This is a genomic window from Spirosoma endbachense (genome assembly GCF_010233585.1).
Taxonomy (GTDB): Bacteria; Bacteroidota; Bacteroidia; order Cytophagales; family Spirosomataceae; genus Spirosoma; species Spirosoma endbachense.
Genome location: NZ_CP045997.1, coordinates 8866473 through 8890485 on the forward strand (window position 1 = coordinate 8866473; position 24013 = coordinate 8890485).

Sequence of the window (24013 nt, forward strand, 5' to 3'; positions counted from 1 at the left end):
CCCCTGAACCCATTATGAACTTATCCATTGTCAAAAAAACGGGGTTACTGGCACTATCTCTGCTAACCTTGTTTTCGTGTAAAGATGTGCTGGAAGAATATAACCCCAGTGGGTTAACCGCCGAAACCGTCTACACAACGCCCGAAGGTTTTGAAACACTGGTCAATGCCGCCTATACGTATCAACGCTGGTGGTATGGCAAAGAAGAAGGGTATAACATTGCCGAAACTGGCACTGATATCTGGACGAGCGGATCGGGCGAGGTCTATCGGGATTTAACCCAATACCTGAACCTTCAGGGCAGTAATGCGGCCCTTACGAGTGAGTGGCGGGAGTTCTACGCGGCCATTAATCTGTGTAACGGGGGAATTAGCCGCATCGATAAAGCAGGTTTATCGGCGGCTTTACGGCCAGTTCGCGAAGGGGAGCTACGGTTTCTGCGGGCGTTTTATTACTGGCATATCGTTGAAACCTGGGGTGGTGTTCATTTCACCACCCAGGAAACGAACGGTATTGTGGCGACGGCTAACCGGACTTCCGTTGAAACCATTTACAACCAGATTTTCGAGGATCTGAAGATTGCCGTAGCCAACCTGCCCGCTACGCAGCCTCAATACGGTAAAGTGACAAAGGGAGCTGCTCAGGCGTTTCTGGCACGAATGTATCTGACTCGCGGCATGAACAAAGAAGCGCTGGAAATGGCGCAGGCCGTGCTGACGGGTAATTACGGCTACAAACTGGAAGCCAGCTATGCGGACTTGTGGAAAATGAGCAATATGAAGACCAAAGAGGCCATTTATGTCGTCGATTACTCCGTGAACCTGGCCATCAATGATCTCGTAAACACAACCTTCAATCCGTATGGCCATAGCCGGGGCAGCAACAATGGGCATCTGCTGTTTTTGATGAAGTACGACGATCGGCCGGGCATGACACGCGATATTGCCAACGGGCGGCCATTCAACCGATACATGCCAACCCGGTTCCTGCTCGATCTGTATAGCGATGAGGATGCCCGCTACGAAGGTTCGTTTCAGCAGGTTTGGTTTGCTAACGCCACTTCGCGTCCGGCGGGTATGAACCTGGGTGATACGGCGGTGTATTGCACGAAAAAAGAAATTCCCGATGCGTTTGAAGCAACCCGGAAGTACCAGACCTACGACCGAAGTAAGATTTATAACGCCAACGGAACGGTAAAAGACAACCTGCGCTACCCAACCTTGTCGAAGTTTATGGACCCGACGCGGGCTAGTTTGAATGAAGCACAAAGCGCTCGTGATGTATTCGTGATCCGGCTGGCCGAGGTGTACCTGATTGCGGCCGAAGCCCAAATGAAACTGGGTAATTTGCAGGCTGCTGCCGATTACATCAACACCGTACGGTCACGGGCGGCCAAGCCGGGTAAAGCCGCTGCCATGCAGATTGCTTCGGCCCAGGTAACGCTTGATTTCATTTTGGATGAGCGGGCGCGTGAACTGGCAGGGGAGCAGATTCGCTGGTTCGATCTCAAACGAACCGGAAAGCTGCTGGAGCGTGTTCGTGCCGATGCGCCTGATAATGCGGTCAATATTGTGGATTATCATGTGCTACGGCCTATTCCGCAAACGCAGTTGGATGCTATTACCAACAAAACGGAGTTTACCCAAAATCAGGGTTATCAATAGAATAGACAGGGAACGCTGATCAGTAGGATTCAGAATGAATTTATCCGCGTAAATCATCTGAATCCTACTGATCAGCGTACTATCGCCTAGCTGGTGAATGATAAAACTATGACGAAAAATCATCGATTCCTGGGCCTTGTGTTCTCAATACTGGCTCCGTTTTCTGCTTCTGCGCAAACCGCTCCAGCCTATAGCTGGGCCAATCTTCCGAAAATAGCCCAGCCCGTTTTTCGGAAGGATACGGTAACGATTATGGCGCATGGGGCAAAGCCGGATGGCGTTACACTGAACACCAGCGCGATCAATGCGGCTATTCTGGCGTGCAGCCAAAAAGGGGGCGGTGTGGTGCTGGTACCCGCTGGTTTATGGATCACCGGGCCGATTGAACTGAAAAGTAACGTCAATCTGCATCTAAAAAAGGCAGCAACCCTGTTGTTTACGACCGATAAAAGTCAATACGCCCTGGTTGAAGGCACCTACGAAGGCAAACGATCAGCCCGCAATCAATCCCCCCTCTCAGGTGCCAATCTGGAAAATGTGGCTATTACCGGTCAGGGCATTGTCGATGGAAATGGAGACGTATGGCGAGCCGTCCATAAAGGGCAGCTGACCGAAAGCCAGTGGCAGGAAAAAATAGCTTCGGGTGGTGTTCTGAAAGAGGATGGTAAAACCTGGTATCCAAGTGAGCAGTTCAAACGGGCCAGTACCGAAAACCGAAGCATGTTGCTGGTTGCCGGGAAAACTCCTCAGGATTTTGCGGATATGAAGGACGTGCTGCGACCGAATCTGGTGGTGCTGACCAATTGCAAAAAAGTACTGCTGGAAGGGGTCACGTTTCAGAATTCACCCGCCTGGTGCCTGCATCCGCTGATGTGTCAGGATCTGACGATTCGAAATGTTACCACCAAGAATCCGGAGTACGCGCACAACGGCGATGGTATGGATATTGAATCCTGCAAGAACTTCCTGATCGAAGGTTGTACACTTGATGTGGGCGACGATGCCATTTGTATCAAATCAGGAAAGGACGAAGAAGGACGTAAACGCGGGATGCCTACCGAGAATGGTATTATTCGGAATAATACGGTCTATAACGGGCACGGAGGTTTTGTTGTCGGTAGCGAAATGAGCGGAGGAGCACGCTATATCTTTGTCTACAACTGCACGTTTATGGGTACCGATAAGGGCCTGCGTTTCAAGTCGGTACGGGGGCGGGGTGGCGTAGTCGAGCATATCTATGCAAAAGATATTTTCATGAAAGACATTGCGCAGGAAGCCATCTTCTTCGACATGTATTATTTCGTCAAGTTCGCTACTGATAGTGAGCGCGACGAGCGCCCGATCGTCAATGAAGGTACGCCCGTTTTCCGGGATATGCATTTTGAGAACATTGTCTGTCATGGCGCAAAAAAGGGCGTTTTTATCCGTGGTTTACCCGAAATGGCGGTTAAAAATATTACGATGGACAGGCTGGTGCTTCAGGCGGATAAGGGCGTAGAGTTAATCGATGCGAGTGGTATTCGATTCAAAAATGTACAGTTGATCACCAAAAGCACAAAGCCCGTTATTCTGGTTGACAACAGCAGTGATCTAACGTTCGACACGATCCAATACGATCCCCAGGCCAGTTTACTGTTTTCTATAAATGGCGAACGGACTCAGGGCATTCAGGTGAAAAACACGGATGTTGCTAAAGCCCAGACCAGGGCGGAGTTTAACAAGGGTGCCCTGGAAAAGAATCTGATCCTGTCTTCAACAAAATGAGGTCATAAACCGAAGCCTTTTTCGGAGAATTTGGTATCGTGCTATTGGCCCTTTTCGTTTTTATCCCACCACTTATGACCTCATTCTGACAGGATTCCAGCTTATCTGGCCGGTGTTCGACCATGTCTATCAAACAGCTGAAATTAGAAAGAGTATAGGGCCTGTTAAACGTTCTATTTAATCTCAAATGAAACAACTGCTTCTACTTAGTTGCCTGCTGGTCTGTACAAGTCATGTATGGAGCCAGACAACGCCACCCGCTACGTATCCGTCTTCGTTTACGGTTGCTCAGGACGGGAGCGGCAATTTCAAAACCATTCAGGAAGCAGTCAATAGCTTTCGCGATCATTCACAGGTTCGGGTAACACTTTACGTTAAAAATGGCGTCTACGCCGAAAAACTCGTCATTCCTTCCTGGAAACCCAACATTCATGTCATTGGGGAAAGCAAAGAAGGCGTTGTGATCACCGGCAACGACTATTCGGGTAAAGCCTATCCTGGGGGCAACGACTGGACCGGTAAAGACAAATACAGTACCTATACATCCTATACCGTGCTGGTCGACGCACCGGATATTATTCTGGAAAACCTGACCATCCGAAACACCGCCGGGCGTGTTGGGCAGGCTGTCGCACTGCATGTGGAGGGTGATCGGTTTGTCTGCAAAAACTGCATCCTGTCCGGCAATCAGGATACGCTGTATGCCGCTGCTGAAGGGAGTCGCCAGTATTACGAAAACTGTTTTATTGAAGGGACTACCGACTTTATTTTCGGGAAATCGATCTCCGTTTTTCAATCGTGCACGATCAAAAGCCTGTCCGATTCATTCATTACGGCAGCGGCTACACCAGGGTATCAGCGCTACGGATTCGTTTTTTTTGATTGCAAACTGATCGCCGACCAGGCCGCTAAAAAAGTCTATCTGGGTCGTCCCTGGCGACCGAATGCCAAAACGATATTCATTCGAACCGATATGGGTGACCATATTTTGCCCGTAGGTTGGGACAACTGGGGTAATCCGGCCAATGAAAAGACCGTATTATATGCTGAATACGGGAATACCGGAGCCGGAGGGAATTCATCGAAACGGACAGTATGGTCAAAAAATTTGACGGATAAAGAGGCCAGCACCTATACACTAGCAACCATTTTTTCTGAAAAATCGGTCTGGTTGCCTAACGCAGCCCGTCCCTAAACGTATGAATTCGGTACGCATCATTAGTTTCTTTTTTCTGTCAACAGTTACGGCTGTAGCCCAGACCCCCCGACCGAAACCGGCTTCAACCGAGGCTGAAACGCCCTATGTTTCGAAGGTATGGGTCGCCGATTTAGGGAATGGAACGTACAAAAACCCGGTCCTGAACGCGGATTATTCCGATCCGGATGCCTGCCGGTCGGGCGACGACTATTACCTGGTCGCATCCAGTTTCGATGCCATTCCGGGATTGCCCATTCTGCACTCGAAGGATCTGGTCAACTGGACCCTTATTGGCCACGCGCTGAAACGTCAGCCGCCATTCGAGCATTTCGAGAAAACCCAGCACGGTAATGGGGTATGGGCTCCTGCTATCCGTTATCACAACAACGAGTTCTACATCTATTACCCGGACCCTGATTTCGGGATCTACCTGACTAAAGCGACCAACCCGGCTGGACCCTGGTCGGAGCCGGTACTGGTGGAGGGTGGCAAGGGGCTGATTGACCCTTGTCCGCTTTGGGACGACAACGGGCAGGTTTATCTGGTACACGGATGGGCCGGTAGCAGGGCCGGTATAAAAAGCATTCTTACCGTCAAAAAACTGAATGCCGAAGGGACCAAAGTGCTGGATGAGGGCGTCATCGTCTATGACGGTCACGAAACGGACCCAACCATCGAAGGACCGAAGATTTATAAACGCAATGGCTATTACTACATCTTCGCCCCGGCGGGTGGTGTGCCTACGGGTTGGCAACTTGTGCTCCGGTCAAAGGAAATTTATGGGCCATACGAACGAAAAGTGGTGATGGACCAGGGTAAAAGCCCGATCAATGGCCCGCATCAGGGGGCCTGGGTCGATACGAAGCCGGTCAATGGCAAGCCCGGCGAAGACTGGTTTTTGCATTTTCAGGATAAGGAAGCCTACGGTCGGGTTGTGCATCTGCAACCGATGAAGTGGGTAAACGACTGGCCGGTTATCGGTATTGATGCCGACGGCGATGGCAAAGGAGAACCCGTATTAACGTATAAAAAACCAACCATAGCAGGGTCGTCGCCGGGCAAAGAATTTCCAGTTAGTACACCCGTCGAATCGGACGAGTTCAGTTCAACGATGTTGGGACGCCAGTGGCAGTGGCAGGCCAATCCGAAAGGTACCTGGGGAACGACAAGCAACCAGGGTTTTCTGCGACTATATTCCTACAAGGCACCTGAGGAAATCAAAAACAACTGGGATGTGCCAAACCTGTTGTTGCAGAAGTTTCCGGCCGAGCGGTTTATGGCAACCACGAAGCTAACCTTTAAGCCGAATCCGAAGCTGGAAAACGAACGGACTGGATTGATCATCATGGGTTTAAGCTATGCGAATCTAGTTCTAAAAAGCGGTAAGGATGGTGTCAACCTGGTGTATGGCGTCTGTAAAAAGGCGTCGGAAGGAAAACCGGAAGTCGAAACCGTGATTGCTAAAATTAACGCCGGAAGTCCGGTATATCTCCGTGTGGTGGTGACTGAGGGGGCCAGGTGCCAGTTCAGTTACAGTCTTGACGGGCAGAATTTTACCAAAACCGGTGATCCGTTTCAGGCGGAAGTAGGGCGCTGGATCGGCGCTAAAATGGGTATCTTCTGTACCCGGACCACCCAGATCAACGATTCGGGCTATGCCGACTTCGACTGGTTTCGGGTCGAATCCGTACCCACGGAAAATCCATGATCAATATCCCGATTCCCCTAGTCATTCAATACAACCGCTCGAATGGAAGACGTTAAAAAAGCCAAACAAATACATCCTGTGAGACTATTTTTTCTCTGGGTAGTATTGCTAGCCTCATTGAAGGCATCCGTTTTGGCGCAGCAAACCAGAACATCTGCTGAAACGAATGTGCCCTGGTCGGTGCGTATGGCAGATTCCGATATGGGCCGGAATCCGAAAGGGTGGATGCTTGATTTTTCGAAAGTACCCCGCTGGGGTTATTGTAACGGGTTGGTATGCAGTTCGCTTGAAAAATTGTGGCGACAGACCCATACGGAAAAATACTACGATTATATCAAGGAATACGCCGACGATATGATCAATCTGGACGGTAGCATAAAAACCTACACCCTGAGTCAGTACAACATCGATGCTGTTAACTCCGGGAAAATTCTGTTTGCCTTATACGAGCGCACGCATGACCCCAAGTATGAAAAAGCCATCCGACTATTACGCAGCCAGATGCTCACGCATCCGCGTACGAGTGAGGGCGGGTTCTGGCATAAAAAGCATTACCCGCACCAGATGTGGCTCGATGGGTTATACATGGCATCGCCGTTTCTGGCTCAGTACGCGCAGGTTTTCAATGAACCCGAGTTATTTGCTGACGTAGCCAATCAAATCCGGCTAATTGACGTGCACAACAAAGATCCGAAAACTGGGCTCTATTACCACGGTTGGGATGAAAGCAAACAGCAGCGTTGGGCGGACAGGGAAACCAGCAAATCACCGCACGTGTGGGGGCGCGGCATGGGCTGGTACGCCATGACCTTAGTGGATGTGCTCGACTATTTTCCGGCAGATCATCCTCAGCGGGAACAGATTCTGGAAATTACCCGGAACCTGGCGCAAACACTGGCGACCTATCAGGATTCGCCAACCGGGCTTTGGTATCAGGTGATGGACGTCGGCAAACAGGATGGCAATTACGTTGAATCGTCGGCCTCGACCATGTTTGTCTATTTTTTGATGAAAGCTACCCGGAAGGGCTATATTGACCCGAAATACAAAGACGTTGCCCAAAAGGGGTACAATGGCATTTTAACGCATTTTATCAAAACACAGCCTACGGGTGTTGTAACGATCACGGATGCCTGTGCAGGAGCTGGTTTGGGTGGCACGCCTTATCGCGATGGGTCTTACGAATACTATTGTCAGGAAGCGAAACGGGATAATGACCCCAAATCTGTTGGCCCTTTTATCCTGCTGGCGCTTGAGTTTGAGGGCGAAAAGTAGAGGAAGGAATAATATACGGGTCCCTAAAGTGGTGGCCCCGTATTGACGAGTGGCGGTCTCCGTGGCGTTGTGCTGTGGTGTCAGATATAAGTAGGTTTTAAGAAACCTACCATGTCGGTTATAAGTAACCGACATCACAGTACATCGGCAGAAGGAAGCCTTTTCTGGGCTGATGTATTTCATTGTGAGAATTGATCATTCATATCAGTGTTGAATTTGATAGCTTTGGATTCAACTTATACTTTACCCGAATAAGCAACGCGTTTAACGCATGAAAAAGAATTTCACCACCAGCTTGCTCTCCGCCTTTTTACTGCTGTTGTATCTGCATTGTGCCGCCCAGCCTTCCAACGGTAGTTACGCATCCCGGCAGATGCTGTTACGCGATGAGGGACTCTCCAAATTGAATTACATCAATCTGGCTCACCCCGAACGAAACTATTTTGTGGCCGTTCCGGCTGGTCGGGATCTGCAACTGATAGGGCAGGGGAGAGTGATGATCGGCACCGGTAAGGGCTACGAAGAACGGGATATCAAAACGGGAGACAAAGTAGCCGAGCTGACCACATACGACGGAACGATTGCGGCCCGGCGCTTACGCAATGGCCATACAATGCTGGTGGGTTTAAACTGGCAGGGGAAAAAAGGCATCGTATTGCTTGAACTGGATCAGAAACAGACGGTGCAACGAACCATTAATTATCCAGACTTTACGTATGTCCGGCTTATTCGCGAAACGGCCGACGGCAATTTCCTGCTCACTTCTAATGACCGGGTGATTGAAGGTAAACCCGATGGTTCTATCGCCTGGCAGGCTCAGCTGACGAAACAGGACAAAGCGCAGCATGCCTGGCAGGCCCAGCGACTCGGTAACGGCAATACATTGGTGAGCGGAGGTTATTCGGCTAATTTCCAGCAATTCGACAGGAAAGGAGCTTTTGTTGATAGCATAAGCGGCCCACCCGATGTCAATCCTCACTTTTTTTCTGGTTTTCAGATATTGACGAATGGAAACTGGGTAGTTGCAAACTGGCAGGGACACGGGCCAGATCACGGAGCCAGTGGTACGCAGATTCTGGAATACACTCCGGCTGGTAAACTGGTCTGGTCGTGGAAACAGGATGCTAAACAGCAGTCGTCTATACAGGGTGTTTTAGTCCTGGACGGACTGGATCTGAACCGATTGCACATAGAGGATGCTCAGGGACGGCTGGTGCCGAATTAATGGGTACGTGTATTCTATAAAGCACTGTAACTGGCTCATTTTGCTGGCAATACGCGATTCAGAAAGTCAGTGATATAGGTCAGAGTCGGGGTGAACCAGGGATCAAAAAACAGGAACGTATGGGGTGCGTCGGGAAACGTATGCACTTCTGAATAAATACGCAGGTCGTTCAGTTTCTTTATCAGATCATCACGCCCGCCGTGCATACGATCCACCGAACTGTTCAGGAATAAAATCGGGGGAGTATGCTTGTCAATGTGGTTAAGCGCCGAGGCTTCCTGCCATAAATCGGGCCGCTGCGTTTTGGAATAACCAAACCAGTACGTAGCCGCCGATATCGATTTCGAGTCATCGCCCTCCCCCGATTCGGGATGAATAAAAGCAAGCACTCCATCAATATCGACAATGGCTTGAGTGGCGCTTGAATAGCGCGCATTGCCCCCTGATCCCTCAAACGTTGCCTGCCCGTTTGTTGTACCAACCAAAGCGGCTAACTGGCCACCCGCCGAAAAGCCCAGCACCGCGATTCGGTTGGGGTCAACGCCGTATTTCTTGGCATTGGCCCGAACCCAGCGAATTGCCGCTTTCACATCATGAACGGCGGCCGGGTATAAAGCCTCCGTCGACAACCGGTATTCGACAGGAATGGCCACAAATCCTTTGGCTGCCAGCTGTCCAGCCAGGGTGTTATTATGCGACCGATCACCCGACCGCCAGCCACCCCCATGAATCATGACAACTGCCGGACGAGCATTCCCGGAAGCGGCTGGCCGAGCGTAAATATCCAACCGAAGATTTCTTCCATCGACGGGTGTACTGAAGGTAATGGCTTTATCAACCCGGATTCCGGCTGGCAGCGTTGAATCGGCCAATGTAATCTCGGGGTGGTATTTCTTCTCACGCAAATAAGAACCCTGTACGGTAAATGACGTATCTTTTCCGCCAGTCGGTTTTAATTGGGCATAAGTAACGGTCGTACAAAGGGCTGTGATCAGGAGTAAAACAAAAGGGCGATTCATATAAGTTTGGTCAGGACGGGAATGACTGGTTTGGACAGCTTTACGTGCTAGTTAGAATCTGAAATCAAATTCATTTCCAGGAGCCAGCTTTCACACAACGTTGTCCATTGTTGCGTTGATCCCGGATTGTTTCGAAGGGCAATCGCATGGCCACCTTGTGGAAATATATGGAGACTGGCCGGAATTTTCTGGTCAATCAATGCCTGATAAAACAGCAAACTATTCCGTTGATCGACAACCGTGTCATTGTAGGCATGTGTCAAAAAGCAGGGCGGTGTGGTGGAGGTTACCGCGTTTTCCAGCGAATAAGCTTTCAATAAATCGGCGGAGGGATTTGGCCCTAACAGATTTTTTCGACTGCCCGCGTGTGCATAGTTGCCCATCGTGATGACCGGCGAGACCAGAATGGCAAAATCGGGCCTGAACGACTGACGGCTGACTGAATCGCCAATGGCCGATACATCGGTCGTATTGGTTGCCAGCAGTGCTGCCAGATGACCTCCGGCTGATGAACCCATAGATCCGATTCGATCTGGCTTTATTCTCCATTTTTTAGCATTGCTGCGGATAAATCGTATCGCTCGCTGAGCGTCTTGAAGCGGTCCCAGTTCACGCTGTTTCAGATCGGGCGAGTTCGGTAGTCGATAGTTGAGGACGAAGGCGCTGATCCCCATTGTATTGAACCATTTCGCCAATTGCCACCCACTAATCACATACGCCAGACGTTCGTAACCACCACCTGGACAAATCACCACGGCCGCTCCTTTATTCTCCTGGGTCGAAGGGAAAAAAGCGTACATTCCTGGCGTACCAACCCGGTAAACACGTTCATTGGCAATACTATCCTTTAGTGACACACCTTTTGTATTTGGCATTTTACCCATTGGCCAAAGCGGTATAAACTCCTGGGCTGTTGCGTAGAAATCTGAGGTTAAAAGAAGGATAAATAGTAAAATAATTTTGCGCATAAGGAAGGGGAGATATAGGGCGGTAAATGCCTGGCAGGAGGAAAACTTGTTCAAGAATAAAGAAGCCAGTTAGATTTAGCAAAGGAAATATTGTGACATTTTACGCAATCGTTACCGGGAACGTTCCCGAGCTTAATTGGGTAATGGCAACGTCGCTTATGCTGGCAGGAACTGGCTTTTCTGCCTTTGAATTGAACAGGGTAACAGGGGCAATAGGACAGACATAAAATCATTATGCATATAAAATTATGTACTTTAGAAGCAAATTCCAGTAATACCAGGGGCTTAAATGGATTATAAAACTCTTCCTGATACTGCCTTATTGATTTACCTGAAAAAAGGGGATGAATCCGCTTTTCAGGAAATCTATATGCGTCACTGGAGGAAGTTATTCACCATAGCCAGAAACAAACTCCCATCAACGGATAGCCCCGAAGATATGGTTCAGGATTTGTTCGTGCGGTTATGGGAGCAGCGAGAAAACCTGGTCATCGAAAATCTGGGTGCTTATTTACATATCTCCCTCAAAAACGCCATTATCAATCTGTTCAGGGCGAGACTGATCCGTGAGAAGTACGTTGAACATGCGCAAAGTTTTTCGTCGAATGAACAGACTACGGAAGAACAAATTGCCCTGAACGATCTGATGGCTACGGTTGAACAGCAACTGAATGACCTGCCGGAGAAAACCCGTCAGATTTTCCGGCTGAATCGCCTGGAGTATAAGTCAGCGAAAGAAATTTCAGTGCAACTAGGCATTCCCGAACGAACCGTCGAATACCACATCAGTCTGGCGCTCAAACTACTTCGACCTTTACTTCAGGATTACTTCGTGCTGGCAATTGTGCTCTATTACTGTTAAAATAGAATTTGCATTCTGTAAAGAATGAGTCGCCCACCTACTAAGGAAGATGAAGTAAATATTGTAGGCGAAAGGCTTACAACCAGCCAAACCGCTGGACTAATTTTTCTTTCTGATTGCGGGCTACCGGAATGCTGATGTCGTTGGTCATAACCACGTAGCTTCCTTCACCTTTCATGAAGAGCTTAATCTGATCGAGGTTAATGACGTATTGGCGGTGAATCCGCAAAAAATTCCGTTCCTCCAGGACTTCCTGCACTTCCCGAAGCGTGCGTGTGAGTAGATATTGGCGATGCTGTATCGCAATTACTTTGGTGTAATTGCTGTCGGATTCGCAGTAGATAATCTCACTAACGGGCAGAAAAATTACCCCTTGCTGGTAAGGCACTGCAATCTTTTCGGCTAAGTGACGGCTATGAAACTGGCTTTTCAGCATATCCAACTGGCGACTGTCTACCCGTTGCTGACGTTCTGCTTTTCGAACCGCTTCCTGTAAATCCAGCGTATCGATTGGCTTCAGCAGGTAGTCTAGCGCGCTGAATCGAAACGCCTTAACGGCAAATTCGTTATAGGCCGTCACGAAAATAAGATTGAAGGAAATAGTGCCAATTTTTTCCAATAGTTGAAACCCATTCATGCGAGGCATTTCAATATCCAGAAATACGATGTCCGGTTGCAGAATCTGAATTAGCCGCAAGCCATCTTCACTAGTGGTCGAACGGCCAACCACCTGCACTTGTGGACAGTACTCGGACAGCTCGCGGGCCAGAAGCTCCACGCAGTCAGGTTCGTCGTCGATGAGAATCGCTTTGAGCATATATTAGTGATAGAATAATTGAGTGATAGAGTGATTGAATAGCGGACGGGTCAATCATTCTATCACTCAATCATTCACAATTAAATCGGTATCTCCAGCACCACCTCCGTTCCGGCGGGTTGGCCATTGGAGTCCATGAGGTCGTGAATTTGGAGTTGGGTATGCGTTTGGTATAGTTGATTGATCAGGGTAATGCGTTCACTGGTTACGTCCATGCCAAACGATTTTTTGGGTGTCGCCGATTTGCTTTTTAGCTCGGCAGCCTTGGCTCGCCCAATTCCATCGTCGGTGATGGTAATCTGCAAACAATCGTCCCGAAGGTGCTCTACTCGGACCGATACGTTGCCACCTTCGTGCTTTTGCATCAGTCCGTGCCAGATGGCATTTTCAACATAAGGCTGTAGCAATAAGGGCGGTATTTCGACAAATTCGGTGTCAATCGACGGGTGTACGTCAATCTGGAAGCGAAGTTTATCTTTGAAACGCATGGCTTCCATTTCCAGATACAGTTGCAAGGCGTCCAGCTCGTTCTGCAACGTAATCCGTTCGGAACGAGAATTTTCCAGAACGAGTCGAATCAATCGACTAAATCGGCTGAGGTACTCGGCTGCTTTTTTTGCGTTATTGTCCGTAGCGTAGAGCTTAATGGAGTTCAGGCAATTGAAAATAAAGTGAGGATTCATCTGAGCGCGTAAGGCTGCCATCTCGGTTTGGGCCAATTTTTGCTCGAAACCTAATTCAAGCTGACGAATTCGCTGCTCTTCCAGCAAGTGGCTTTTCTCCTGAACTTCTTTGGTACGTTGGGACAGTTTGCGCTCCAAATCCTGTGTGTACGTAGCGTGTAATGACGCATTTTCCATCTCAATCAAACGGCTTCGGTACGCTAGGGCGAGCGCAAAACAGAATAGTTCAATGACTAGTCCCAATGCCATAAAGAAAGGAGGATAGTTAATAAACTCACTGGCTTTAGCCGGTAAGGTGGTAACTAATATGAATCCGTGTAGAGGTGAGATAGAAATAATAAATAAACTGACTCCACCTGCCAGCAGATACTTTTTCATTGGACTCTGACTGCGGAAAATCGCTACAATTAGAAATAATCCTGTAAAAACACCCAATAGATCGCTGAATAAATAGTACGTATTGTAATAAAACCAAGGGCCGGTAACTAATTCGATAAAGGCCATTGCCTGTTGCGCAAGTAGGACGCCCATGAGCAAGACAACTACTCGCCACATCATTGGCTGCTCGCTGCGGAGATTTACTAGTTTTGACAGGAAAAGCGCATAGAAAAAACTAACCAAATAGGATATGGATATCCAGGTCGGATGAAATAATTGAGGCAAATCAACGGGTGCCAAACCCAATGCGAACCGAGCGTCGGCAAATTTTGCGATCCAGCAAAAACCAGCGCCTGCATAAAATGCATAGTATAAATATGCACGATCCCGATTGAGGTAGTATTGAAAGAGCGTATATAAGCTCATCAGTAACAAACAACCTACAATCATCGCCATGGCAATTAAAAGCCATTTCGTTCGACTGGCTTCTGTTACCTTTCTTTCCGAATAACCTAACGGCGTACGTAGTAAATCAGACTCAGTTGCGAAAACCCGGATGTAATCGATAAGCCGGACATAATACGTAATACTCTTTTCGGGAGAAACCCGTAAGGGTAAATTCTCAGGCCAGCTATCTGATTGTCGTCGAAAGAGTCCTGTTTGTGCCATGAGTCTGCCAGTCGAATCATAAAGCGTACTGATGGCGTGCGTACCGGGCTCATACCAGAGACGTACCGTATCGGTAGGGTGGGTATTTACAAGCTGAAAACGGAGCCAGATAATTCGCGTCGATTTGATGTGATAGTTATGACCAAGGAGCATTGGAACAGCTGATACGGATAGGGGAACAAAATGCTGATGTCGAACGGATGCAAAGGCCTGAAGTGTATCGCTGGCTGGATCTTCGTAAAACCAGGTTTGTTGACGGATGTTGATTTCCTGCTTTGCTGCAGGCTGACCATGGAGAATTATGGGTTGGCAAATCGCCAGCCGACTCAGCAGTAAACCAATTAACAACAGTTTAAATCCTCTCATTGACAGGCTGATAAATATAGTTTCGAATATCGATAATTGCCTGCATCAACCCTATTGCTTTCCTGTGAATGGCAGCTTTTGCCTGATCAATAGCCGGATTATTGAGGGAAGCTATTCACGCAGAAATGCCGTCGTCTACATAGTCTTTTCTACGCTTCATCCAAGGTTAGTGGCACAGGGTCCGATGCACCAATACCTTCGTTTCGATTTCAGGGATGGCCTGAACTTTTCAATCACTTACCACAAAAAATACGAAGACCCATGAAAACGATTCTGCTTTCTGTGCTCCTGTCAGTGGCTTCACTAATCATCCCGACAACCGTTACGTTCGCGCAACAATCCGGTGAGGAAACCGCGATTCAACAGGTTTTAACAAGGTCATTTGACGCGTTTGGTCAACGCGATTTGACTGGCTTTTCGGCTTATTTTGTTAAATCACCAGACCTCTTTTACCAGGTCTATACGATTGAAGGTCAACTTATTGTCGCGCGTGGATGGGAGGCAATGACGCACATGGTGGGTAACCACATGAAAAACGATCCGAATGACTTCAAGGGTAAACATAGTCTGTCTGATTTCCAAATTCATGTGCAAGGCCAGATGGCCTGGGTCAATCAGACAAGTCGCTGGGAATTGCCGGGTGGTGTTTATAAAGGTAGCGATTTCGTGGTTTTGCAGAAACAAGCCGGCCAATGGAAGATTGCTGCGTTGATCACGCAGACATATGCCGAGGGGAAACTAGTTGTAGTGAAATAACTGTACGGTTATCCTTGGTGCTCATTCCCATAAATTCTAAACGACCGCAGGTACTGACGTGAATTATCCGCCCAACGGCCCGGCCATTTTCAGTAGAACGGACCATCTATTCAAAACCCCAACCGAAGGCTAGTAATCAATTTGATAGTAAACATAACGCTTTATGTTTTACTCAGCTTTCCATTGAGCCCTAAGGCTCAATGGAAAGCTGAGTAAAACAAGTACAAAATCGGCCAAACCTAATACAACCATGACCACCGTTTGGCCCAATCCAGTAATGCGGCACTACGCCATTTGAGTACCGTTTTAGCACCTTGCTGTCTGCCATCAAAAAGCGATGGATCGCCCCGGTCGGTGTACCAGTTCGCGCCTAGTTTAAAATCGTTGGCACCCCGTTTGCCCGGCCAGATGTTGTTCACAACAAATTTCCCACTCTGTTGAGGAAAGCCCGGAATCGTTGAGTTAATTGTGTAGCTCAATGTTTCGGTCTGTTTGGGGATATACATGATCGCATAGTTACCGTTACCCAGGTAATGACCAGGCCATTTTTGCTCACCAATCTGGGCTTGTACGGTCATCGTAAGACAAGCAGAATCAGCCGGAATATCGACCTTTGGTCCTTTGAAGTGAAATTCCATCACCGAATAAACGCCTACCGTATCGGTAAGGGTGGTGTTGCGGTTAAAGATACTACGTGGGCTGTGGTCAAATTTTTCGAAGCTACCGCCCCAGCTTTCTTTGGCTGGATCATTTGGGTCGCCATCCATCATGTAGAGCAGCGAAGGCGTGTCGCCCATTTTGACGTTGCCTTTGTAATAGTTCTTAAAGTCTTTGCCCAGATGCCCGGCAGCGCGAATATATCGGTCATAATAAGTACGAGTATCGAGGCTATCGGGCATGCCATTATTCGAAAAGAAGCCGTTGTACGAGCCGTTCGCTTCGATGAACCATAGATTCGGGAAGTTTTTGGCGATATAGGAATAGGGGTTAGCACACCACTTTTTGTTTGGCCCACCAATCCAGTACACCTTGATCTTGCTTTGGATCGAAGGATCGTCGTGCAGCGCCTGAGCCAGATCATCCAACCCGCCCCAGACCAGTACCCAAAGCGGCTGATCGCTTTTCTTTTTGGCACATTTGATGATCCAGTCCGACCCTTCGGTGGCCGTAGTGTAGCCTTTAAATGGAGCCGCCCCCTGACGGCCCTGTTTGCAAACTGCCCGCAATGCATCCGGCATAGGATAGCCTTTCTGGTGTTGACTCAGTTTGGGCAGGTCTTTCTCGTAGAGGTCAATCATGGTCAGGAGATGCTGCTTTGTGCCAAAGCCGTACGAGGGCGACGAAACAAGGCCCTCCGTCTCGAACATATTGCTGTACATCAGGAAATGGGCCATTGACTGGTTATCGTCCGGGTCCGTGCCGCCGATGTCGGTGCTAATGAGAATGCGCGGTTTGAGCGGTACGGGTTTCTGGGCAATGAGCGCTAAGGGAAGCAGGGCCAGGAGGTAACTGAAAAACACTTTTTTCATAGTCGGTTTCTCCTTAAACAATCGTTGATTGTCAGGATAAGGTTTAGCGAGTACTCTTCCAATTTCTATTTTTTACGTAGTAGTCATGTGGTTGATTACAACCCTATAAGCCAAGCACTAGTATGATTAATTAAATAGCAGGGAATTGCCGTAATATACCCCTTATGGAGGATGGCTTTCCCATAAAATGGTATCTTATCGATCAAAGCCAGTTCGATTCCATTCTACCGCCTTCTATATGTCAAACAACGGAGTGTTTTCCGCAACTCAACTGTAAAAAAAGCCAAAGCTTAATTCGTTTAGTCTAAAATTTTTTGTATTATACAGGGAATTATTTGGCAAAAGTGAATTTTTATTATAAATATTTTACTATTTAATAAAACCTTTTGCGGTCGATATAGGAGAAAGCTGTCGTGTATATGATGACTAACTCCACTCAGTATGAGCCGTAAGGAATTTGGTTTTCTTCTGCAACAGTATCTAGACGGGAAATGCTCTGAGGAAGAGAAAGCATTTGTCGAGCATTGGTACGGGATCGTACAAAACAAGGACAGAGAACCATTGCAGGAAACGGATTTGCAGGATTTGGAACCTCTGCTTTGGCAGCAAATTCAGAGCCGGACGCAATCGCCGAAGGTCATTCCGATGCCGGTTAGCCAGCCAGTCCGTCAATTCTCCTTTCCTTGGATGGCGGTTGCGGCCACAGTTGTGCTGGTACTCCTGGCTGGCTGGTGGTTTTATCGGCAGCAATTCGGACTAACGAAATCAGGAAACGGGTTTCAGCCGGAAATTACCCATGCCGGATGGCAACTACGGACAAACTCGTCGGCCAAATCCGAAGTGATTCAGCTTCCTGATGGTAGCCAGGTTCGATTAGCACCCCAAAGTTCGATTCAGTTCCCGGCTGCATTCGCTGCTGATAAACGAGAAATTTTATTGATGGGGGAGGGCTTTTTTACGGTTCAAAAAATGCCATCGAGACCGTTTTACGTGTACACCGGCACGATTGTTACCAAGGTGTTAGGAACCAGTTTTTTAGTGAAAACACAGGCAACGACAAAACAAGTCGTTGTTGAAGTAGCAACTGGTCGGGTAGCCGTTTATAAGCAGGCAAAGGAAATTGAAACGATCGACACAACGAACGCAATTGTGTTGAATCCGAATCAGAAGGCAACCTATTCGCCCGATAATCAACAATTTGTAACGGGTCTTGTCGAGCATCCTCAACTGATTCAACCGACCAGATCCGAACCGGTGGCTCGCTCGTTTGAGTTTGATGATGTTCCGCTTCGTCGGGTAATCGATCAGCTGGAAGAAGCCTATGGCATAACGATCAGCCTTGAAAATGAAAATCAGAACGAATGCCCACTAACTGCCGATCTATCCAACCTTCCTTTATATGCTCAATTAGATATGATTTGTGCCGCCACAAAATCCAGCTACACCGTGCAGGGAACGACCATTGTGATCAGTGGAAAAGGATGTGCCAATCTCTAGTTAAACTCATGTAACAATCGCTAAACCTGATGCCTATGTAGATTCATTACACCCCTGTCGAAAAAAGAAGCTGAACATGTTTGCACCATGTTCAGCTTCGGAATCATCCCTCATGGAGCCTGGTAAGCTATTCATCTGTGGCATTGCACTGCCCAGTGAATGAGGGGTTTATTTGTCAAATCGTCCATTTAACAAACCCTTAAAGGTATGAAAAAATTTGATTCAGCTCTATTGAGTTGGTCATGCAGCCGACGTATACCGTTTTTTCTGCTGCTTATGAAACTATCTGTTGTACAACTCTTTTTGTTTATCACGTTTGTGGGCCTGTCCTATGGCTTCGACGGCAAAGCGCAGGAGCTTCTCAATAAGTCGATATCGCTGCACACCGAAGGGCAACGCCTTCGAACAGTTATCGGACAGATCGAGAAGCAAACGTCGATAAAGTTCGTGTACAGTTCCCGCAATATTGGGGTTGACCGACCCGTCACGATCCATCTGAACAATGTGCGGCTGGGCGATGCACTGGACCAACTGCTTAGGCCACTAAATCTGACCTATCAGCTTATTAATGGACATATTGTTTTAGACAGTATTGTTCAGGATGCTGAAACAAAGATAGAGGATGCCTTGCCCGAGCCCGAAGCGGCCGATCAGGTAATTACCGGTACCGTTACCGATGAGAAAGGGGAAAAGCTTCCCGGTGTCAGCATTGTTATCAAAGGAACCGCGCGGGGAACGACCAGCGATGCAAAAGGCCAGTTCAGACTTAGTGTTCCGGCTGAGAGGGTGACGCTGACGCTTTCGTTTGTCGGTTATAAGAGCCAGGATGTAGTCATTGGCAATCAGACCACGCTGGCGCTGACCATGCAGCCGGATCTCAATTCGCTGGATGAAGTGGTTGTGGTTGGATACGGACAGGTGCAAAAAAGAGATCTGACCGGGTCGGTAGTATCCATCAAAGAAACCCAGATTACGTCTACTCCGGTCGTCAATGCGCTGGAAACCCTACAGGGAAAAGTAGCGGGTATGGATCTGACCCGAAGCAGTGGTGAAACGGGCGCACCCCTCAATTTTACCATTCGCGGAAACCGGTCACTAAATGCTTCCAACCAGCCGCTGATTCTGGTCGATGGGATTCAGTATGGGTCGTATATCGATATCAATCCGAATGATATTGCCTCCGTCGATGTGTTAAAAGATGCTTCGTCAACTGCCATTTATGGGTCGAGAGGGGCCAATGGTGTTGTGCTGATCACCACCAAAAGCGGGAAGGTCGGCAAAACCAAAGTTGAATTCAATAACTACTACGGAATCAATAATCCGGTTGATTATCAACACGTTACCAATACAGATCAGTATGTTGCCATGACTCGTGAGGCCTATCGGGCAGCCGGTCAGTGGAGTAGCCCAGCCGATGATGAGAAGGTTTTCAATGTGCAGCTGGAAAATATCCGAAAAGGAGTCAATACCGATTGGGTTAGTTTAATGCTGCGAAACGGGAGCGTTCAGAACAACCATATTGCGATTTCGGGGGGCAACGAAAAAACGAAATTTCGCCTGTCATCCGAATATTTCAACGAGCGCGGTCTGCTCAAATATGATCAGCTACGACGGTTTGTTCAGCACCTTAATCTCGACCATCAGGTCCTGAATAACCTGAAAATTGGAATGGTGCTGAATTTCAATTCGTCAACGCAGCAACGACGGAATACCAGTTTCTGGAATCTTCAGAAAAACTCACCGCTGGGAATTCCTTACAATGATGATGGTTCGATCAAAACGTATCCGTTTCCGGGTACGCTGGTCTATAACCCGCTTCTTGATGAAAGCCCTGACAATTATTCCAACCTGACGTCAAGCAGTCGAATATTTATGCTCGGTTTTGGCGAATGGTCGATTCTGAAAGACCTGTCGCTCCGTTCGAGCTTTGGTATCGATATCGCTACCAGTCAGCAGGGTATTTTTGAAGGGAAAAACACAACACTGGCTGGGGTCAACAGCGGGTATTCGCGGGCAGCGTTGGCTGATATCAAAAACCGTAACTGGACCTGGGAAAACGTACTGAATTATACCAAAATCATCAGCGATCACTCCCTTAACGCCATGGTTGGGACAAGTATGATTAGCTACCGAACCGTTAATTTTTCGGGAGAAGGAAAAGATCAGCCGTTTTCGTCATCGCTTTTTTACAACCTGAATACCAACACCAAAGACATTATTACAAACAGTAGTCTGGTCGAAAGTTCGCTGGCATCGGTTTTTGGTCGCCTGAACTACAAATATAAAGATCGGTATCTGTTAACCGCGTCGTTACGCGCCGATGGAGCATCGGTACTGGCAGCGGGACATAAGTGGGCCTACTTCCCGTCGGTGGCGGTTGCCTGGCGTATGCTGGATGAGTCGTTTATGACAAATTCCGGAAACCTGTTCTCCGAAATGAAACTCAGGGCCAGCTATGGGATTTCTGGAAACAGTGCCATTGCCGCTTACCAGACGCAGGGAGGGCTTAGTAAAATCGCCTATTCATTTGATGAAACGCCTGCTTTCGGGTATTGGCCCAAGTTATTGGCAAACAAAGATTTAGGCTGGGAGAAAACCGCAACCGTCAACGTTGGACTTGACTTCGGCTTTTTCAAAAATCGGCTGACCGGTTCTATCGACGTATACCGGACCAACACCAGCGATCTGTTGATGGATCGTATTCTGCCCTCTCTGACGGGATACAGTACCACTGTTGCCAACGTAGGGAAAACCAAAACCAGAGGTGTCGATCTGCTTATTTCTACCCGCAATTACACGTCGCCCAAGTTCTCCTGGTCGACTGATCTGAATCTGGCAACCTACAAAGAAGAGATTGTGGCGCTCAGTGTTGGGGGCGACGACGTGTCTAAAGCCTGGTTTGTTGGCAAACCACTTCGGGTTTTCTACGATTATGAAAAAACCGGCATCTGGCAAACGGCTGAAAAAGACGAAGCGGCTAAATACAACAAAGTGCCCGGCGAAATCAAAGTTCGGGATCAGAACAACGACGGTAAGATTACTGCCAGTGATGACCGCATCGTGCTGGGACAGGCATCGCCGAAATGGTCGGGTGGCATAACCAACAACTTTACGTACGGTAATTTCAACCTCTCGGTGCTGGTTTACGTACGGGCTGGCCAGCTGATTTCCAGCCAGTATCTCGGCTATTTTTATCCGGGTGGTACGGCGGCAGTCGCCGACTATTGGACGCCCGAAAACCCAACCAATGCCTACTCGCGTCCTTGGCTTAGCCATACCGACCAGTACATATCGACGCTGGGGTATATCGATGGGTCCTTCTGGAAAATTAAGGACATCCGGCTAAGTTATAACCTGCCGAAAACCCTGCTGAAAAAGACTCCGCTGAGTAACGTAACGATCTATTCGACTGCGAAAAACTTTTTCACATTCAGTAAACTGAAGGATTACGATCCTGAGCGGGGCGGTTCCGTCGATTTCCCGCTGACCAAACAGCTTATCGTTGGCCTTAACGTCAGTTTCTAAACTCTTTACGTAGTCTTTGTTGATTCAAGACACTGTCTTTCCTTAATCTTAATATGAAAAAGATCCTTAATTATATACTGCTTTCTACGATTTGTACCGGACTGTGGGGGCTGTCCTCCTGCTCTAGTTTTCTGGAAGAAAACAACAAAAACACGGTAACCGCCGATGTCTTTTATAAAACCACAGAAGGCATTGAGAGTCTGGTTAATTCCTGCTATGCACCCACCCGCATCTGGTACGGTAAAACGGTTGGCTATCTGTTGACAGAAGCGGGTACCGACGAAATGCAGTTCGGCAATACCGCAAACGGATCGTACCCCTATTTTGATTATAACTCCAATCTACAGGCAACTGAAGGCGGGTTGATTTTTGTCTGGAAAAGCTTTTACCGGGGCATTAACACCTGTAACACCGCCATCGCCCGAATCAAGAATTCGCCGTTGCCCGCTAATCTGAAAGCTATTCGGGAAGGTGAAGTTCGTTTCCTGAGAGCTTTTTATTACTACCATCTGGTTGAAACCTTTGGTGCTATTCCGTTGCGTACCCAGGAGACGACCGAACCTGAAATAACAGCCCTCAGAGCGCCTGTCGATGAGGTTTATAAGCTCATATTCAGTGATCTGGAAACGGCCCTTACAACTATAAAAGGGGTGGTGACTCCGCAGGGTGGACGCATAACCGAACCCGCAGTGGCTGCGTTTCTGGCGCGTCTGTACCTGACCCGCGACAAAAACACCGAAGCGCTGGCAATGGCCGACCGGGTTATTAAAAGCTATGATTTCAAATTGACAGAGAATTATAAGGCTCTCTGGGATATAGCGAACAGCAGCGGTAGCACCAATAAAGAAGTGATCTGGTTTGTCAACTATTCAGAGAATAATACGCTCAATGACTATGGTCGCTACGATGATCTGGGTTATTACTGGCTCTGGGAGGGCGGCCATCATGGTCACCTGATGTTTATCCCTTATTTCAATGGGCTGAAAGGCTGGCAGTATGATCTGGAATCGGGGAGATCACTCTTACAGTATATGCCTTCAAAGTATTTAATTGACCTCTACGACGAAACGAAAGACGCACGCTGGGCCGGTTCATTCCGGACGGTCTGGTGGGCGAATGATCCAACAACACTGCCCGCTGGCATGAAGCTGGGCGACACGATTGCCGTCGTATCAAAGCGGGCAGTTACGGATACATACCGCAAATCGAAACCCTATACGATTTATGATGCCAACGATGTTTATCAGGCGAATGGTGTGCCTGTCATTCCACGGTGGCGCTATGCTGGACTTTGGAAATTTGCTGATCCGAGCCGTTCGGCCAAAGACGTGGTGAACAGCAAACGGGATGCGTTCGTTTTTCGATTATCAGAAATGTATATGATCGCAGCAGAAGCCAGCATGAAGCTGGGCAATACGGGTAGTGCCGCTGATTATGTCAATGTGGTTAGAAAGCGGGCTGCGCTGCCTGGAAAAAGCGACCAGATGATCGTGAAAGCCACCGATATGACACTGGATTTTATGCTGGACGAACGGGCTCGGGAATTCGTTGGTGAACAACTGCGCTGGTTTGATCTAAAACGAACCGGAAAGTTGATCGAGCGACTGGCTAAATACAATCTGGACGCTGCTCCCAATGTGAAATCGTATCATTTGATGCGGCCAATTCCTCGTGTTGAGATCGATGTTTTACAGAATAAAACAGAATTCGTTCAGAATCCGGGTTATAATTAGTGCTCGGCCAATTTAACCCTAAAAGCCGGGCCGCCGATGCGGTTTTTAGGGTTGTCATCAACCACATTCATTTATAGATCGGCTATTTAGGCTGTAATAAAGTCGATGATGTGGTGCCGGCGTGGTGTTGGTTTGTTAAACCGACACAGCGAACCGTACTCGCAGGGTCTGGTTGAAGAACCTGACCTCACGCCAATGCCCACGATTGCTTTGCTAATTCATAGGTTGATAGTGCAAAAAGCCCTTTGGATTTCCATAAGGGTTTTTTCTGTTTTCAGCCAGAAAATAGACTAAACCAGCCTGGCTTCCTTCGCAGCTTACAACTAATTCTGGTAACTGTTTTTCAGTGTAAAAAACCTGTCTGACGTTCTTTTAAC

At 48.1% G+C, this 24013-nt stretch carries 16 protein-coding genes; 11 read left to right on the top strand and 5 right to left on the bottom strand.

The window, feature by feature from the left end:
- Positions 1 to 14: 14 nt before the first annotated feature.
- The 6 genes from GJR95_RS35765 (at position 15) to GJR95_RS35790 (ending at position 8834) form a co-directional block, all read left to right on the top strand.
- A complete protein-coding gene (locus GJR95_RS35765) occupies positions 15 to 1664 on the top strand; it encodes a RagB/SusD family nutrient uptake outer membrane protein (RefSeq protein ID WP_162390414.1) in 1650 nt (549 codons plus the stop codon).
- 108 nt (positions 1665 to 1772) lie between these two features.
- Positions 1773 to 3428: a glycoside hydrolase family 28 protein gene (locus tag GJR95_RS35770; protein WP_162390415.1), complete on the top strand. Its 1656-nt coding sequence runs from the start codon at positions 1773 to 1775 to the stop codon at positions 3426 to 3428.
- Positions 3429 to 3615: 187 nt separating this feature from the next.
- A complete protein-coding gene (locus GJR95_RS35775; RefSeq protein WP_162390416.1) occupies positions 3616 to 4623 on the top strand; it encodes a pectinesterase family protein in 1008 nt (335 codons plus the stop codon).
- Positions 4624 to 4627: 4 nt separating this feature from the next.
- A complete protein-coding gene (locus GJR95_RS35780; RefSeq protein WP_162390417.1) occupies positions 4628 to 6334 on the top strand; it encodes a glycoside hydrolase family 43 protein in 1707 nt (568 codons plus the stop codon).
- 78 nt (positions 6335 to 6412) lie between these two features.
- Positions 6413 to 7609 carry a glycoside hydrolase family 88/105 protein gene (locus tag GJR95_RS35785; RefSeq protein ID WP_232540967.1) on the top strand — a complete coding sequence of 399 codons (1197 nt, stop codon included), beginning with the start codon at positions 6413 to 6415 and terminating at the stop codon, positions 7607 to 7609.
- A gap of 271 nt (positions 7610 to 7880) precedes the next feature.
- A complete protein-coding gene (locus tag GJR95_RS35790) occupies positions 7881 to 8834 on the top strand; it encodes a hypothetical protein (RefSeq protein WP_162390419.1) in 954 nt (317 codons plus the stop codon).
- 35 nt (positions 8835 to 8869) lie between these two features.
- Here GJR95_RS35790 and GJR95_RS35795 read toward each other — a convergent pair whose 3' ends face one another.
- Positions 8870 to 9853, bottom strand: a complete 984-nt coding sequence (locus GJR95_RS35795; RefSeq protein WP_162390420.1) for an alpha/beta hydrolase — start codon at positions 9851 to 9853, stop codon at positions 8870 to 8872.
- 47 nt (positions 9854 to 9900) lie between these two features.
- The gene (locus GJR95_RS35800; protein WP_162390421.1) at positions 9901 to 10821 is read right to left on the bottom strand and encodes an alpha/beta hydrolase; all 921 of its coding nucleotides are present in this window, start codon (positions 10819 to 10821) and stop codon (positions 9901 to 9903) included.
- A 289-nt stretch (positions 10822 to 11110) separates the two neighbouring features.
- Here GJR95_RS35800 and GJR95_RS35805 point away from each other — a divergent pair, with 289 nt between their 5' ends.
- Positions 11111 to 11683, top strand: coding sequence for an RNA polymerase sigma-70 factor (locus tag GJR95_RS35805; RefSeq protein ID WP_162390422.1), 573 nt, complete (start codon positions 11111 to 11113; stop codon positions 11681 to 11683).
- Between the two features lie 76 nt (positions 11684 to 11759).
- Here GJR95_RS35805 and GJR95_RS35810 read toward each other — a convergent pair whose 3' ends face one another.
- Entirely contained in the window at positions 11760 to 12500 is a 741-nt protein-coding gene (locus GJR95_RS35810) for a LytR/AlgR family response regulator transcription factor (RefSeq protein WP_162390423.1), read from the bottom strand.
- Between the two features lie 80 nt (positions 12501 to 12580).
- Positions 12581 to 14596 (bottom strand): histidine kinase, encoded by a 2016-nt coding sequence (locus GJR95_RS35815; RefSeq protein WP_162390424.1) that lies wholly within the window; start codon positions 14594 to 14596, stop codon positions 12581 to 12583.
- 261 nt (positions 14597 to 14857) lie between these two features.
- On the opposite strand from GJR95_RS35815, the gene GJR95_RS35820 reads away from it, so the two are divergent.
- On the top strand, positions 14858 to 15352 hold the full coding sequence (locus tag GJR95_RS35820; protein WP_162390425.1) for a YybH family protein: 495 nt from the start codon (positions 14858 to 14860) through the stop codon (positions 15350 to 15352).
- Between the two features lie 239 nt (positions 15353 to 15591).
- Here the strand turns inward: GJR95_RS35820 and GJR95_RS35825 are convergent, their stop codons facing one another.
- The gene (locus GJR95_RS35825; protein ID WP_162390426.1) at positions 15592 to 16881 is read right to left on the bottom strand and encodes a nucleoside hydrolase-like domain-containing protein; all 1290 of its coding nucleotides are present in this window, start codon (positions 16879 to 16881) and stop codon (positions 15592 to 15594) included.
- Between the two features lie 441 nt (positions 16882 to 17322).
- On the opposite strand from GJR95_RS35825, the gene GJR95_RS35830 reads away from it, so the two are divergent.
- The 3 genes from GJR95_RS35830 to GJR95_RS35840 all read left to right on the top strand — a co-directional run bounded on the left by GJR95_RS35830 (position 17323) and on the right by GJR95_RS35840 (position 23636).
- Positions 17323 to 18378, top strand: coding sequence for a FecR family protein (locus tag GJR95_RS35830; protein WP_162390427.1), 1056 nt, complete (start codon positions 17323 to 17325; stop codon positions 18376 to 18378).
- Positions 18379 to 18654: 276 nt separating this feature from the next.
- Positions 18655 to 21903, top strand: a complete 3249-nt coding sequence (locus GJR95_RS35835; RefSeq protein WP_162390428.1) for a TonB-dependent receptor — start codon at positions 18655 to 18657, stop codon at positions 21901 to 21903.
- Positions 21904 to 21956: 53 nt separating this feature from the next.
- Positions 21957 to 23636, top strand: coding sequence for a RagB/SusD family nutrient uptake outer membrane protein (locus GJR95_RS35840; RefSeq protein ID WP_162390429.1), 1680 nt, complete (start codon positions 21957 to 21959; stop codon positions 23634 to 23636).
- Positions 23637 to 24013 lie beyond the last annotated feature (377 nt).

Excerpts from the sequence above, each read along its gene's own strand:
- GJR95_RS35825 (WP_162390426.1), bottom strand. The coding sequence starts at position 16,881 with ATGAAAAAAGTGTTTTTCAGTTACCTCCTGGCCCTGCTTCCCTTAGCG.
- GJR95_RS35840 (WP_162390429.1), top strand. The coding sequence starts at position 21,957 with ATGAAAAAGATCCTTAATTATATACTGCTTTCTACGATTTGTACCGGA.
- GJR95_RS35815 (WP_162390424.1), bottom strand. The coding sequence starts at position 14,596 with ATGAGAGGATTTAAACTGTTGTTAATTGGTTTACTGCTGAGTCGGCTG.
- GJR95_RS35830 (WP_162390427.1), top strand. The coding sequence starts at position 17,323 with ATGAGCCGTAAGGAATTTGGTTTTCTTCTGCAACAGTATCTAGACGGG.
- GJR95_RS35770 (WP_162390415.1), top strand. The coding sequence starts at position 1,773 with ATGACGAAAAATCATCGATTCCTGGGCCTTGTGTTCTCAATACTGGCT.
- GJR95_RS35810 (WP_162390423.1), bottom strand. The coding sequence starts at position 12,500 with ATGCTCAAAGCGATTCTCATCGACGACGAACCTGACTGCGTGGAGCTT.
- GJR95_RS35835 (WP_162390428.1), top strand. The coding sequence starts at position 18,655 with ATGAAACTATCTGTTGTACAACTCTTTTTGTTTATCACGTTTGTGGGC.
- GJR95_RS35820 (WP_162390425.1), top strand. The coding sequence starts at position 14,858 with ATGAAAACGATTCTGCTTTCTGTGCTCCTGTCAGTGGCTTCACTAATC.
- GJR95_RS35795 (WP_162390420.1), bottom strand. The coding sequence starts at position 9,853 with ATGAATCGCCCTTTTGTTTTACTCCTGATCACAGCCCTTTGTACGACC.
- GJR95_RS35800 (WP_162390421.1), bottom strand. The coding sequence starts at position 10,821 with ATGCGCAAAATTATTTTACTATTTATCCTTCTTTTAACCTCAGATTTC.
- GJR95_RS35775 (WP_162390416.1), top strand. The coding sequence starts at position 3,616 with ATGAAACAACTGCTTCTACTTAGTTGCCTGCTGGTCTGTACAAGTCAT.
- GJR95_RS35780 (WP_162390417.1), top strand. The coding sequence starts at position 4,628 with ATGAATTCGGTACGCATCATTAGTTTCTTTTTTCTGTCAACAGTTACG.
- GJR95_RS35805 (WP_162390422.1), top strand. The coding sequence starts at position 11,111 with ATGGATTATAAAACTCTTCCTGATACTGCCTTATTGATTTACCTGAAA.
- GJR95_RS35765 (WP_162390414.1), top strand. The coding sequence starts at position 15 with ATGAACTTATCCATTGTCAAAAAAACGGGGTTACTGGCACTATCTCTG.
- GJR95_RS35790 (WP_162390419.1), top strand. The coding sequence starts at position 7,881 with ATGAAAAAGAATTTCACCACCAGCTTGCTCTCCGCCTTTTTACTGCTG.